Here is a 14,144-nt window from a genome sequence, read left to right on the forward strand (position 1 = left end):
GCCTGGCCCCTCAACCCGCACATCTTCGTGATCGCCGCCGTCAACGTCGTCTTCCCGTGGTCGATGTGACCGATCGTCCCTACGTTCACATGCGGCTTTTTTCGTTGAAACTTTTCTTTCGCCATCTTAATCGTCCTCCCCCTCAAACCGGGATTATTTTCTTACCTTGCGTATTCACGAACGGCGGTTGGCCCTGAATGATGTCGGCTGATCACCCCGGCACCACGCACGTCGGCTACCAGCGGAAATGAGCGAACGCCTTGTTGGCCTCGGCCATTTTGTGGGTATCTTCTCTCTTCTTGACGGCAGACCCCCGGTTGTTGGAGGCGTCCAGCAGTTCGCCCGCAAGCTTCTTGGCCATCCCTTTTTCCGACCGTTTTCTCGAAAAATCGATAATCCATCGGATCGCCAGGGCTGTCCTCCGCGCCGGCCGGATCTCGGTCGGCACCTGATAGGTCGAGCCGCCGACCCGCCTCGACTTGACCTCGATGGTTGGCTTAGCGTTCTCCATGGCGCTCTCAAATACCTTCAGCGGCGCCTCTTTGGTTTTTTCCTCGATGATGGTGAGGGCCTGGTACAGTATCCTCTCGGCGACGCTTTTCTTGCCGTCGTGCATGATTGACTTGACGAACCTTGCGACAAGCTTGCTGCCATACTTCGGGTCCGGGGCTACGATTCTTTCGGGAACTTCTCTTCTTCTTGGCATACGTCACACCATTTCCACTATGTTATTTGGGTTTCTTGGCACCGTATTTCGACCGTCCCTGCCTGCGGTCTTCCACGCCCAGCGTATCCAGGGTGCCTCGAACGATATGATATCGCACACCGGGAAGGTCCTTGACGCGACCTCCCCGAACCAGAACGACGGAATGCTCCTGGAGGTTGTGACCGATGCCCGGGATGTACGCGGTCACTTCGATCCCCGTCGTCAGCCTCACCCTTGCAACCTTTCGCAGAGCGGAGTTCGGCTTTTTCGGCGTCGAGGTGTAAACTCGGGTGCAAACCCCACGCTTCTGGGGCGCGCCTTTCAAGGCCGGCGTATTGGTCTTTTTCCTGATCTTCTGTCTGCCTTTTCGCACTAACTGGTTTATGGTCGGCATAAAAAACCCCTATCTCCTAATCGAAATCACCAATTTTGTAATACATGACAAAATTCTTTTTTATATACAGATTAAAAAACCATGTCAAGATATTTTATCCCGTTTTACGCGGAATCGATTTCCAGGTCACCGTAGGACGGGAATCCCGTTCCCGCGGGAATGATCCGCCCCATGATGACGTTTTCCTTGAGCCCCCTGAGGTAGTCCTCCGCACCGGCGATGGCGGCTTCCGTGAGAACCTTGGTCGTCTCCTGGAAGGACGCCGCCGAGATGAAGCTGTCCGTGCTGAGGGAGGCCTTGGTGATCCCCAGGATCAGCGGCTCCGCCGCAGCCGGTTTTCCACCCTTGGCCTTGACCGCCTTGTTGGCTTCGTCAAAGAGGCTCTTGTCGATCTGCTCCTCGATGATGAACTCCGTATCTCCCACCTCTTTGATTTTGACCCGCCGCATCATCTGGCGGACGATCACCTCGATGTGCTTGTCGTTGATGCGAACGCCCTGGAGACGATACACCTCCTGCACCTCGTTGACCAAATACCGGGCCAGGGCGACCTCGCCCTTGATGGTCAGGATGTCCTGGGGGATGGCGGAGCCGGCAATAAGGGGTTCGCCGGCCCGAATGTAATCCCCCTCGTAAAAGTTGATGTGTTTGCCGCGGGGGATCAGATACTCTTCGATTTCCCCGCCGTCCACAGGGGTCACGGTAACCTTCTGCTTCCCCTTGGGGCCTTTTGCGATGGACACGTATCCGTCGATCCGGCTCAGCACGGCCGTCTCCTTGGGCCTTCGAACCTCGAAAAGCTCCGCGACGCGCGGCAGACCGCCGGTGATGTCCTTGGTCTTGGTGGTGGCGCGCGGCAGCTTCGCCAGCACGTCGCCCGCCTTGACCGAGTCGCCCTCGTCCACAAGCAGGATGGCCTCCACCGGCAGCGGATACCGCATCTTTTTTCCGTCCGGCCCCTTGATGGAGATACTTGGCCGCACCTCCGCCAATTTGGAATCGATGATCGTCCGGCTCGATTTTCCCGTTACCGGGTCCACCTTTTCCTGAAGGGTTTTTCCCAGCGCGATATCGCCGTACCGGATGATGCCGTCCACCTCGGTGATGATGGGCGTCGTGAAGGGGTCCCATGTCACCAGAAGGTCTCCGGGCTTCACTTCCTGGCCGTCCTGGACCAGAATATGGGCGCCGTAGATCACCGGAAACCGCTCCAGTTCGCGGCCGGTCTTGCCCAGAATGGCGAATTCGCCCCCCTGCCGGTCCATGACGATCAGCTCGCCGTCCGCGTTTTTGACCACATTGACATCAATGAACTGGATGTTGCCCTCCACGCGCGCCCGGATGTCCGCCTGCTCGACGCGCCGGCTGGCGGTGCCGCCGATGTGGAAGGTGCGCATGGTGAGCTGGGTCCCCGGTTCGCCGATGGACTGGGCCGCCAGGATGCCGACCGCCTGGCCGACCTCCACCCGCCTACCGTGCGCCAGGTCCCTGCCGTAGCAGGCCGCGCATACCCCCTGGCCGCTGTTGCAGGTCAGCACCGACCGGATCTTCAGTCTGGTGAGCCCCGCCCTTTCGATCTTGGCCACCACGGCCTCGTCAATTTCATCGCCCATGTTGGCGAGGATCTCGTCCGTGTAGGGGTCCCGGACGTTCTCTTCGGCGACCGTCCGGCCCAGGACGCGCTCTCCCAGCCGCTGGATGATCTCGCCGCCCTCCATCAGGGCCTCCACCTCGACCCCCCGGGTGGTAGCGCAGTCGGGCTCCATGACCACGCAGTCCTGAGCCACGTCGGCCAGGCGCCGGGTCAGATAACCGGAGTTCGCCGTTTTCAGCGCCGTATCGGCCAGACCCTTTCTGGCGCCGTGGGTGGAGATGAAGTATTGCAGCACCGACAGGCCTTCGCGGAAATTGGCCGTGATGGGGGTTTCGATGATTTCCCCCGACGGTTTGGCCATCAGCCCGCGCATGCCGGCAAGCTGCCGCATCTGGTCTTTGCTGCCCCGGGCGCCGGAATCGGCCATCATGAAGACCGGGTTGAAACCCTCCATGAGGATGGGCCGGCCGTCCTTGTCCAGGCGGGGATTCCCATCATCGTCGACCAGGGGGGCCTTTTTCATGGCGTCCATCATTTCATTGGCCACGTCGTCCGTCGCCTTGGCCCAGATATCGACGACCTTGTTGTATTTTTCCCCCTGGGTGATCAACCCCTCGGTGTACTGACGGCCGATCTCCGTCACCTGTTCATCGGCCCGCTTGAGGATTTCTCCCTTCTTTTCGGGGATGATCATGGCGTCGATGGAGATGGAAAGGCCGCCCAGTGTGGAGTATTTGTAGCCGATGTCCTTCAGCCGGTCCGAGAGGATGACCGTCGCCTTGGCCCCCAGATTTCGGTAGACCTTGTCGACCAGTGCCCGGAGCGTCTTCTTGTCCATGACGGCGTTGACCGTTTCAAACGGGATGTCGGGGCGTTTGCTCAGGATCTTGAAGATATGGTATGCGCCGTCGGCATAGATGACGTCGGTCACCCCACCCTCCGACAGCGCGAACACATCCTCGGTATCCCCCCGCCTGGCAGTGAAAATCCGCTGGAATTCGTCCTCCCTGAGAAGGCCCAGCATGCCGTCGGCCTCCGCGTCGGTGCCCGTTGAATACTGCCTTACCATGGCGACGAAGTCTGCGCCGTTTTTGATCTCGGCCAGGGCCTTCTTCGCGGTCTCCTTGTCCGCAGTCTGGAGGTGGCGCATCTTGATCAGGCTGTCCTTGGGGATGATCTCCCAGAGCAGCACCCGACCGACCGTCGTCTCGACCATCTGTCCGTCCATGCGGACGGATATCTTGGCATGCAGGTCGATCGAGTCGGCGTCGAATGCGGAGCGCACCTCGTCGACGTTGGCGAAGCGCTTTCCGGCCCCCCTGGAGAACGGGATTTCCCGCGTCATATAGTAGATCCCCAGAACGATGTCCTGGCTGGGGACGATGATGGGGGTTCCGTTGGCCGGGGAAAGGATATTGTTGCTGGAGAGCATCAGTATCCGCGCCTCGATCTGGGATTCCACGGACAGCGGCACGTGCACGGCCATCTGGTCGCCGTCGAAATCTGCGTTGAACGCCGTGCAGACCAGGGGATGAAGCTGAATCGCCTTTCCCTCGATCAGGGTCGGTTCAAACGCCTGGATCCCCAGGCGGTGGAGCGTCGGCGCCCGGTTGAGCATCACGGGATATTCCCGGACGACCTCATCCAGGGTGTCCCATACCTCCGGGACCTCGCGCTCAACCATTTTCTTGGCGCTCTTGACGGTCGAGACAAGGCCTTTCTGCTCCAGCCGATAATAAATGAAGGGCTTGAACAGCTCGAGGGCCATCTTCTTCGGGAGCCCGCACTGGTGCAGCCGCAGGTTGGGGCCTGTGGTGATGACGGTTCGGCCGGAATAGTCCACCCGTTTTCCCAGGAGATTCTGGCGGAAGCGCCCCTGTTTCCCCTTCAGGGTGTCGCTCAATGATTTCAGGGGGCGCTTGTTGGTGCCGGTGATGACCCTGCCGTGCCGACCGTTGTCGAACAGGACGTCCACCGATTCCTGGAGCATCCGCTTTTCGTTCCGGACAATGATGTCGGGCGCGTTGAGATCCACCAGGCGCTTGAGCCGGTTGTTCCGGTTGATGACCCGGCGGTAGAGGTCGTTGAGGTCCGAGGTGGCGAACCGCCCGCCCTCGAGCGGCACCAGGGGCCTGAGGTCCGGGGGCAGCACCGGGATGACGTCCATGATCATCTGCTCCGGTTTGATGCCCGATTTCCGGAACGCGTCCACGATCTTGAGCCGCTTGGAGAGCTTCTGCCGCTTTGCCAGGGAGGTCGTGGTGTTGATGTCCTCCCTCAGTTCGCGGTGCAGCTTCTCCAGATCCAGCCCCTGCAGGAGCACCTTGACGGCTTCGGCGCCGATGCCGGCGTCGAACTTATATCCATATAGATCCCGGGCCTCGCGATATTTCTCCTCGGTCAGCAGCTGGCCCATGGTCAGGCCGGTATCCTTGGGATCGACGACAATGTAGCTGTCGAAATAGAGGACCTTCTCCATGTTTTTGAGGGTCAGGTCCAGCAGGTTGCCGATCTTGCTCGGCAAACTCTTCAAAAACCAGATATGGGCCACGGAGGTTGCAAGGTCGATGTGCCCCATGCGCTCCCGCCGCACCTTGGACTGGATCACCTCCACGCCGCACTTTTCGCAGATGACGCCCCGGTGCTTCATGCGTTTGTATTTGCCGCAGTTGCATTCATAGTCTTTGGTTGGACCGAAAATCTTGGCGCAGAAAAGGCCGTCGCGCTCGGGTTTGAAGGTCCGATAGTTGATGGTCTCGGGCTTTTTGATTTCACCATGAGACCATTCCCGTATCTGTTCCGAGGACGCCAAGGCGATCTTGACCCCTATATAGTTCTTCGGGTCCATGGGTTTTGCAAAAAAATCGTATAGCGTTTCCAAATTGATCCCCCTTAAATCCTTAGGCATTAAGCAAAACGAAAAGAGTCTATACGTTGTCGTTCTGCATGAGGGTGACGTCCAACCCCAGGCTTTGTAATTCTTTGGTCAGAACTTTGAAAGATTCGGGGATACCGGGTTCCAGGACGTTCTGTCCTTTTACGATTTTCTCGTACATTCTCGTCCTGCCGGCCATATCATCCGATTTCACCGTCAGGAATTCCTGAAGCGCATGCGCCGCGCCATAAGCCTCCATGGCCCAGACCTCCATCTCGCCCAGCCGCTGGCCGCCGAATTGGGCCTTGCCGCCAAGGGGCTGCTGGGTGACCAGGGAGTAAGGTCCAATGGACCGTGCGTGTATTTTGTCATCGACCAGATGGTGTAATTTCAGCATGTACATGGTTCCGACGGTAATTCTCTCTCTGAAGGGCTCCCCTGTGCGTCCGTCATGCAGGGTCGTCTGCGCCGTCCGGGAAAGCCCCGCTTCCACCAGCAGCGATTTGATCTCATTCTCTTTCGCACCGTCAAACACCGGTGTGGCCATATGAACGCCGTCTTTGTAAAACGACGCGAACGCCATCAGGGTCGCCTCGCCCATCTGGTCGATCTCGCCGATCATCTGGACCTCCCCGTCGCTCAGCGCATCCATTTTTTCGGTTGAAAAAATCCGCTTGAGCTTCTTCCTGAGGGCATCGATATCCTTTTCCCGGATCAGGGCGGCGACCTGGTCGCCAAGCACCTTGGCAGCCAGCCCCAGATGAATCTCCAGGATCTGTCCGACATTCATTCGCGAGGGGACGCCCAGGGGGTTCAGCACCATGTCCACCGGGGTGCCGTCGACAAAGTAGGGCATGTCCTCCTGAGGAAGGATTCTGGATACGACGCCCTTGTTGCCGTGGCGGCCGGCCATTTTGTCTCCGACGGAGAGCTTCCGCTTCATGGCGACGTAGACCTTCACCATCTTGATGACACCGGGAGGAAGATCGTCGCCTTTCTCGAACCGGCTCACCCGCTGTTCGAAATTGAGGCGGCAGCGTTCGCATTGTTCGTTGTAGAGGTCCAGAATGCCGTGAACCTGGTCGGTGACATCCACGTCTTCCAGGACGATGCCTTCAAGCTGGGACAGGGGGGTGATGCCGTCAAGCATCTCCTGGGTGATCTCGACGTTTTTCGGGATCAGAACCGACTTGCCCTTCTTGAGGGGGACCGAGCATTTCTGCCCGACAACCAGCCTCGCGATCCTCTCCCAGACCACTTCCCCCATGATGGCGATTTCGTCGTCCTTGTCCCGTTCGAAATGGGAGATCTCTTCGTCTTCGATCCAGCGGGTCCGGTCGTCCTTTTCGACGCCCCTCCGGGAAAAGACCTTCGCATCGATGACGATCCCTTCAACCCCGGGGGGCACCCTGAGAGAGGTGTCCTTCACATCGCCGGCCTTTTCACCGAAAATCGCCCGGAGCAGCTTCTCCTCCGGAGAGAGCTGGGTTTCCCCCTTGGGCGTCACCTTGCCGACCAGGATATCCCCGGAATTCACCTCGGCGCCCAGCCGCACGATCCCGCTGTCGTCCAGGTTCTTCAGGGCATCCTCGCCGACGTTGGGAATGTCCCGGGTGATCTCCTCCTTCCCGAGCTTGGTGTCCCGGGCGACGACCTCGAACTCCTCGATATGCACGGAGGTATACACGCCGTCCCGGACGAGCCGCTCGCTCACCAGGATGGAATCCTCGAAATTATAGCCCCCCCAAGGCATGAAGGCGACGGTGACATTCTGGCCCAGGGCCAGTTCGCCGCTCTCCGTAGCAGGCCCGTCGGCGATGATCTCGCCGGCCTTGACCCGCTGCCCCTTGTGGACAATGGGCCGCTGGTTGAAGCAGGTATTCTGGTTCGACCGTACGAATTTGGACAGGTTGATGGGTTCCACGACCTTTTCCGACACATCGTCGGACTCAGCGTACCGCAGCAGGATGCGAGAAGCCTCCACATCCAGGACCGTCGCGTCGCGTTTGGCCACGATGGCCACGCCGGAGTCTTTCGCCACCACGGCCTCGATCCCGGTGCCTACCAGGGGCGCCTTGCTCTGCATGAGCGGAACGGCCTGGCGCTGCATGTTGGAACCCATGAGGGCGCGGTTGGCGTCGTCGTTCTCCAGGAACGGGATCAGCGACGCGGAAACGCTCACAAGCTGGTTCGGGGAAATATCCATCAATTCGATGTTCTCCCTATCGACCATCTCGAACTCACCCGCCACGCGGGAGGTCACTTTCGGATTGACGTAGCTCTTGTTCTCGTCCATGGGGGCGTTGGCCTGGGCGATGGGGTGCTTCTTCTCCTCGAAGGCGCTCAGGTAGCGCACCTCGTCGGTGACGGTGGCATTCTTGACGACCCGATAGGGCGTCTCGATGAAGCCGTAGTCGTTCACCCGCCCGTAGGTGCTGAGGGAGACGATCAATCCGATGTTGGGCCCTTCCGGCGTCTCGATGGGACAGATGCGGCCGTAATGGGACGGATGAACGTCGCGGACCTCGAAGCCGGCCCGCTCACGGGTCAGGCCCCCCGGCCCAAGGGCGCTCAGGCGGCGCTTGTGGGTGGTTTCCGACAGGGGGTTGGTCTGGTCCATGAACTGGGAGAGCTGGCTCGTCCCGAAGAACTCCTTCACCACGGCGGAGACCGGCTTGGGGTTGACCAGGTCGTGGGGCATGAGGGCGTCGACCTCCTGGAGGCTCATGCGCTCCTTGATGGCGCGCTCCATGCGGACCAGGCCGATGCGGTACTGGTTTTCCAGAAGCTCGCCCACGGCCCTCACCCGGCGGTTGCCCAGGTGATCGATATCGTCCACCACGCCCTGGGTATCCCGAAGTTCCACCAGGGTCTTGGTCGTGAGCAGGATGTCCTCCTTGCGCAGGGTCCGCACCTCGACCGGGGTGTCGATGCCCAGCCGCAGGTTGATTTTCATGCGGCCGACGCCCGAAAGGTCGTAATAGGCCGACTTGAAGAAGAGGTGATCGATGAAGTCCTGGGCGACCTCCGGCGTTGCGGGGTTGCCCGGACGAAGCCGCCGGTATATCTCGATCAGGGCATCCTCTTTGGCCTCGACCTTGTCGAGCAGGAGGGTCTTCCGGATCGAATCGCTGGTGCTTACCCCGTCGATCAGAAGCAGTTCGAATCGCGTGATCCCCACCCTGGCGATCTCTTTCAACACCTCGTCGTCCACGGGATCATTGGCCTTGGCGATGATCTCTCTGTTTTCGGGGTTGTAGACGTTGAAGGAGAAATACCCGTTCAGGATGTCGTCGATGCCGATGGGAATCCGCTTGACGCCGGCGGCCTTGAGCTGACGGATGGCCCGCTGGGTGAAGATCCGGCCCTTCTTGACCACCACCTCGCCGGTATCGGGAATAACGATGTCCTGGGAGGCCCGCTGCCCCTTGAAGGCATTGTCCTCGAAAACCTTGTAGAACCCATCGCCTTCGATCTCGATCTTCTGGGTGTCGTAGAAATAGGACAGCAGGTCCTCGGTCGTATATCCGAAGGCCTTGAAGAGGAGGGTTACCGGAAATTTCCTGCGTCGGTCGATGCGGATGTAGACGATGTCTTTGGGATCGACTTCCATATCGATCCAGGATCCTCTCACCGGGATAATCCGTGAGGAGTAGATGACTTTTCCACTGGAGTGGGTTTTGCCTTTGTCGTGATCGAAAAACACGCCGGAAGACCGGTGGAGCTGACTGACGACCACACGCTCCGTCCCGTTGATGATGAAGGTGCCCTTCTCGGTCATCAGCGGAATGGTGCCGAAATAGATTTCCTGCTCCTTGATGTCCCGGATATTGGAGACCCCCGTCTCCTTGTCGATGTCATAAACCACCAGACGGACGGTGATGCGAACAGGAAGTTCATAGGTCATGCCACGGTCAATGCATTCTTCAACGCTATGCTTCGTTTCCGCGAAACGGTAGGAAACGAACTCAAGGGATGCGCTCCCGGTAAAATCCTTGATGGGGAAGACCGACTTGAACACGGTCTGCAACCCGATATCCTCACGCTTTTCCGGTGGAACGTCGATCTGCAGAAAACGTCTGTAAGACTCTCGTTGCATCCCGATAAGATCCGGAATGCCGATTATCTTCTTAATTTTCCCGAAGTTTTTCCGTATGCGTTTGGTAGCCGCCAAAGGCTTTCCCGTCATATCGTCTCCAATGAATAATGGGTATTCTGAAACGGCGACAATGGGATGAAACCCATAACCATGTTTTCATCCCATTGTCGCTGATGTAAAAAATGATGATGTGAAAGTTGGATGAGTTGATTTACTTAATTTCGACCTGGGCGCCGGCCTCTTCCAGTTGGGCCTTGATCTTATCGGCCTCATCCTTTGGCACGCCTTCTTTCACGGGCTTGGGCGCCTCGTCCACCAGGGCCTTGGCCTCTTTCAGGCCGAGCCCGGTGATGGCGCGCACTTCCTTGATCACCTGGATCTTCTTGTCGCCCGAAGACAACAGAATGACATCGAATTCCGTCTGCTCTTCGACCGCGGCCGCTGCCGCCTCGGCCGGCATTCCGCCGGCCATCATCGCCACCGGCGCAGCGGCGGAGACGCCGAATTTTTCTTCGAGTTCCTTGACCAGTTCAGACAGTTCGAGAACCGACATATTCGCTATAAATTCAATTACATCTGCTTTTGTAGTATCCGCCATTTTTACTTATCCTCCAAATTGGCCAAACCGTGTTCTGGTTTAACAGGTACGAATGTTTATCAGACTGATTCCTTCTGCTCTTTGATGGCCTGTAAAGCATACAGCAGCTTCTGCGGGACCGCATTGAGCACTCGAACAAACGATGTCGAGACGCCGTTCATCGCCGAAAGCACCTGCGCGAGCAGCACCTCCCGAGACGGCAGGGAAGACAGTGCCTTGATCGCCGCGACATCCAGCCGCTTGCCCCCCAGGACGCCGAACTTGACCTCGAACTTGTCATTGCCGGCTGCAAATTCCGTAACGACCTTCGCAGGGGCAACCGGATCGCCATAGCTCATGGCGACGGCGCTGGGGCCCTTGAAATCCTCTTTGATGAGTTCAACGTAGGTATTTTCAGAAGCCCTTGCCAAAAGGGTATTCTTGACGACCCTGAATTCGGCGTTGATCTCGTTCAGCCTTCTTCTCAAGTCGCTGACGGCCTTCACATCCAGCCCTTTATAGTCGGTCAAAATAACGATTTTTGACTTCGAGAACTTTTCGTGAAGCTCTTCTACGATCGCCTTCTTTTTGTCCATCTGCATATTTTTTTTCACACCTCCTTTCGTGCCTGTTCAAAACCAGAGGTAAGTAAACTTGGAAAGCTACTGTCTCAGCAGGCCGATCACGTCGATTAAATACAAAATCAGCAGAAAACCAGAATTTGTATACCTACGGTCTTTGACAGGATTTTATCTTCAAATGAAGTTCTTGATCATGAAATCAAAACACCGGGGGAAAGCCTCCGCCCGCCGTTCCTTGACAATCGTGCTATTTCACCAGTTCCTTCAGGGAAGCCGTATCCACCTTGACCCCGGGCCCCATGGTCGTCGATACGGCAATGCTCCGGATATAGGCTCCCTTGCTGGCCGACGGCTTCAGGCGCATGATGGTTTCCAGAAAAGCAACGGCATTCTGCAAAATTTTTTCCGTTCCAAAGGAGACCTTCCCCATGGGCGCATGAACGATCCCGGCTTTCTCAACCCGGAAATCAATCTTGCCGGCCTTCAGTTCGTTGACAGCCTTGCTCACATCAAAGGTGACGGTTCCGGTCTTGGCGTTGGGCATCAGCCCCCTCGGCCCCAGCAGACGGCCGATCTTCCCGACGGGTCCCATCATATCCGGGGTCGCCACCGCCTTGTCGAATTCAAACCAGCCGTTCTTGATCTTTTCGATCAACTCATCATTTCCGATGTAATCGGCGCCGGCTTCTTCCGCTTCCTTCTCTTTTTCCCCCTTGGCAAAAACGAGAACCCTCACCTCTTTCCCGATTCCATTGGGCAGAACGACCGTTCCTCTGACCATCTGGTCCGCATGCCGAGGATCAACCCCCAACCGCACGGCAATGTCGAACGTTTCGTCGAATTTTGCGAATGATGTTTCAATCGCCTGCTGAACGGCTTCCTTGAACCCGAGAAGCTCGCCAGGATTCGACTTTTTCTTTGCCTCTAAATATTTTTTACCCCGCTTCGGCATCGTTTATCCTTGCTCCTTATCCATTATCCTGATGATCCATGTTCCTGAAGCCCGTGTCCCCACTTGCCAGGGCATGGATCATTTATCCGCGATCCCTGGCGATCAAGCGACCTCGATCCCCATGCTCCTTGCGGTGCCTTCGATGATTTTGCATGCCGCTTCCAATTCGTATGCATTCAAATCCGGCATTTTGAGTTTGGCGATTTCCTCCACCTGCGCACGCGTCACCTTTCCTGCCTTGTCGCGTTTCGGATCTTTGGCGCCCTTGGCGATTTTCGCCGCCTTTTTCAGCAGAACGGAGGCGGGCGGTGTTTTGGTCACGAAGGTAAAGGACCTATCCTGATAGACGGTGATGACAACCGGTATGATCATTCCTTCTTCATTGGCGGTTCGCGCGTTGAAGGTCTTGCAGAATTCCATGATGTTCACACCGTGCTGTCCAAGAGCCGGACCGATCGGAGGGGACGGATTGGCTTTACCCGCCGTCACCTGCAGCTTAATCTGTGCGATTACCTTTTTAGCCATCTTTCTCTATCTACTCCTGATCAAGGCGTTTTTGGGGATCAGGCCTCCGGCCCAAGCAAGCCGCCTAACCGCCCAACCTGCTTATAATTTTGTCACTTGTACGAAATCCAGTTCCACCGGCGTGGAACGCCCGAATATGCTCACCAGGACCTTTATCTTCCCTTTGTCCGGATTCACATCTTCCACGGTGCCGTTGAAGTTGGTAAACGGCCCATCAATCACCCGGACGTCGTCGCCGGCCTCGAAATAGAATTTGGGTTTGGGCTTCAATTGGCCGGCCTGCATCCGATTGAGGATGCCTCCGGCCTCTTCATCGGAGATCGGCATGGGCTTTTCGCGACCGCCCAGGAAACCGCTGACCTTATCGGTGTTGTTCACAATGTGCCAGGTTTCATCGTCCAAATCCATCCGGACCAGGATATAGCCCGGATAAAATTTGCGGGAGGATGTCTTCCGTTTCCCCTTTACAAGCTCGACGATCTGCTCTGTCGGCACGACAATTTCGCCGAACTTTTCCGCGTGCGGAGAGGTGGCGACGCGCTCCTCCAGGGATTTCTTGACCTTATTTTCAAACCCTGAATATACATGGACGATGTACCATTTTAGCGCCATTTTTTTCTCCGTATTTACTGAAGCACGATATGCATCAAGCTTGACAGCGTCATGTCCACTAAACCGAGAAACAAAGAGATAATCACGACGAGAACTATCACGACGGCCGTCGACCCGATGGTCTGCTTCTTCGAAGGCCAGGTGACCTTTTTCAGCTCAGCCTTCGACTCCCTCAGAAACTGGATCCAATTTTCCAGATAGCCGATCTTCATCGGCACGGTTAAAGGCTTCTTCTGAGGCACCGGCTGTTTTTTCTTCTGGGTGTCTGGAGTGGAAACCACGGCAACGGCGTTTTCCGTTGTTTCGGCGACTTCCTCGCCGGCCACCGGCGTCAATTCGCCGACTTCACCCGGCTTCTTTTTTTTCTCTGTTTTCTTCGTCCTCTGTAACCGTCCCATTATGCTCCTAAAATATGGAAAGCTCAAAGAGTTAACCGGCCAAAGCGGCCTGTCTACGCCTTGAGCTTGCGCCATAAAATATCCACGTGATTTTGGCAGGCCAGGAGGGACTCGAACCCCCAGCATTCGGATTTGGAGTCCGACGCTCTACCATTAGAGCTACTGGCCTGCACGAAGCACCTGCCTGTAAAGCAACCGGTATGATCCGTCTGTTGGATCAGGCGACGGTCCTGCTATTTGGTTTCCTTATGAGGCGTATGCTTTTTACAAAATCGGCAATATTTTTTGAGTTCCAGCTTGTCCGGCGTCGTCCGCTTGTTCTTGGTGGTCATATAATTTCTTTGCTTACACTCGGTGCATGTCAGTGTAATATTCACTCTCACGGGAAAACTCCTTTAGTGCTATTCAATAATATCGCTCACGACGCCTGCGCCCACGGTGCGGCCGCCTTCACGAATAGCGAACCGGAGCTCCTTTTCCATGGCGATCGGCGTAATCAGATCCCCGGTGATCTTTATGTTGTCACCCGGCATGACCATCTCGACGCCTTCGGGCAGGGTCAGAATGCCCGTCACGTCGGTCGTCCGGAAATAGAACTGGGGACGGTAGCCGGTGAAGAACGGCGTATGTCGCCCGCCCTCCTCCTTGCTCAGGATGTACACCTCCGCCTCGAACTTCGTGTGCGGGGTAATGCTCCCCGGCTTTGCCACGACCTGGCCCCGCTCCACCTCGTCACGCTTCGTGCCCCGGAGCAGCAGACCCACGTTGTCCCCGGCCCGGCCTTCGTCCAGAAGCTTCCGGAACATCTCCACACCCGTACACACCGTCTTC

The 14,144-nt window shown here is 57.1% G+C and carries 13 protein-coding genes and 1 tRNA gene; all 14 read right to left on the minus strand.

Annotated elements, in window-relative coordinates:
- Positions 1-125: GTP-binding protein (locus ACEW8N_RS06780; protein WP_373499011.1), on the minus strand; the 125-nt coding region annotated here is incomplete at its 3' end.
- Positions 126-235: 110 nt separating this feature from the next.
- Positions 236-706, minus strand: coding sequence for a 30S ribosomal protein S7 (rpsG, locus tag ACEW8N_RS06785; RefSeq protein WP_373499045.1), 471 nt, complete (start codon positions 704-706; stop codon positions 236-238).
- 22 nt (positions 707-728) lie between these two features.
- The gene (rpsL, locus tag ACEW8N_RS06790) at positions 729-1,100 is read right to left on the minus strand and encodes a 30S ribosomal protein S12 (RefSeq protein WP_373499046.1); all 372 of its coding nucleotides are present in this window, start codon (positions 1,098-1,100) and stop codon (positions 729-731) included.
- Positions 1,101-1,204: 104 nt separating this feature from the next.
- Positions 1,205-5,575 carry a DNA-directed RNA polymerase subunit beta' gene (gene rpoC, locus ACEW8N_RS06795; protein WP_373499047.1) on the minus strand — a complete coding sequence of 1,457 codons (4,371 nt, stop codon included), beginning with the start codon at positions 5,573-5,575 and terminating at the stop codon, positions 1,205-1,207.
- A 46-nt stretch (positions 5,576-5,621) separates the two neighbouring features.
- Positions 5,622-9,758, minus strand: a complete 4,137-nt coding sequence (gene rpoB / locus ACEW8N_RS06800; protein ID WP_373499048.1) for a DNA-directed RNA polymerase subunit beta — start codon at positions 9,756-9,758, stop codon at positions 5,622-5,624.
- A gap of 121 nt (positions 9,759-9,879) precedes the next feature.
- Positions 9,880-10,266: a 50S ribosomal protein L7/L12 gene (rplL, locus tag ACEW8N_RS06805; protein ID WP_373499049.1), complete on the minus strand. Its 387-nt coding sequence runs from the start codon at positions 10,264-10,266 to the stop codon at positions 9,880-9,882.
- Between the two features lie 59 nt (positions 10,267-10,325).
- Positions 10,326-10,841, minus strand: a complete 516-nt coding sequence (gene rplJ, locus ACEW8N_RS06810) for a 50S ribosomal protein L10 (RefSeq protein WP_373499050.1) — start codon at positions 10,839-10,841, stop codon at positions 10,326-10,328.
- Between the two features lie 232 nt (positions 10,842-11,073).
- A complete protein-coding gene (gene rplA, locus ACEW8N_RS06815) occupies positions 11,074-11,778 on the minus strand; it encodes a 50S ribosomal protein L1 (RefSeq protein ID WP_373499051.1) in 705 nt (234 codons plus the stop codon).
- Between the two features lie 102 nt (positions 11,779-11,880).
- Entirely contained in the window at positions 11,881-12,303 is a 423-nt protein-coding gene (rplK, locus tag ACEW8N_RS06820) for a 50S ribosomal protein L11 (RefSeq protein WP_373499052.1), read from the minus strand.
- Between the two features lie 81 nt (positions 12,304-12,384).
- Positions 12,385-12,915, minus strand: a complete 531-nt coding sequence (gene nusG, locus ACEW8N_RS06825; protein ID WP_373499053.1) for a transcription termination/antitermination protein NusG — start codon at positions 12,913-12,915, stop codon at positions 12,385-12,387.
- A 14-nt stretch (positions 12,916-12,929) separates the two neighbouring features.
- The gene (gene secE / locus ACEW8N_RS06830; RefSeq protein ID WP_373499054.1) at positions 12,930-13,313 is read right to left on the minus strand and encodes a preprotein translocase subunit SecE; all 384 of its coding nucleotides are present in this window, start codon (positions 13,311-13,313) and stop codon (positions 12,930-12,932) included.
- Between the two features lie 93 nt (positions 13,314-13,406).
- A tRNA-Trp gene (locus ACEW8N_RS06835) sits at positions 13,407-13,482 on the minus strand.
- 64 nt (positions 13,483-13,546) lie between these two features.
- Positions 13,547-13,696, minus strand: coding sequence for a 50S ribosomal protein L33 (rpmG, locus tag ACEW8N_RS06840; RefSeq protein ID WP_373499055.1), 150 nt, complete (start codon positions 13,694-13,696; stop codon positions 13,547-13,549).
- An 18-nt stretch (positions 13,697-13,714) separates the two neighbouring features.
- A partial coding sequence (locus tag ACEW8N_RS06845) for an EF-Tu/IF-2/RF-3 family GTPase (RefSeq protein WP_373499056.1) occupies positions 13,715-14,144 on the minus strand: 430 nt, incomplete at its 5' end.

Source organism: Desulfococcus sp., from assembly GCF_041737845.1.
Taxonomy (GTDB): Bacteria; Desulfobacterota; Desulfobacteria; order Desulfobacterales; family Desulfococcaceae; genus Desulfococcus.